General features: G+C 42.2%; 1 pseudogene. It reads left to right on the forward strand.

Going from position 1 to position 218, the window contains the following annotated elements:
- A pseudogene (locus LV89_RS25615) lies at window positions 1–218 on the forward strand (SprB repeat-containing protein); the annotation flags it as partial.

Here is a 218-nt window from a genome sequence, read left to right on the forward strand (position 1 = left end):
TTCACAGGACTTTCAGCAGGAGCTTATACCTTGACGGTGAAAGATGCCAATGCGTGTTTAGCAACTACGACCGTAACTTTAACGGAACCAAATTCTTTAACACTTTCGGCAACGCCTACAAATCTGACTTGTAAAACAAATGCGTCGGGACAAATAGCTTTAACCGCAACAGGGGGAACATCAGCTTATACCTATTCTAAAGATGGAACGAATTTCCA

Origin of the sequence: Arcicella aurantiaca (assembly GCF_003148625.1) — a bacterium.
GTDB classification, from domain to species: Bacteria; Bacteroidota; Bacteroidia; order Cytophagales; family Spirosomataceae; genus Arcicella; species Arcicella aurantiaca.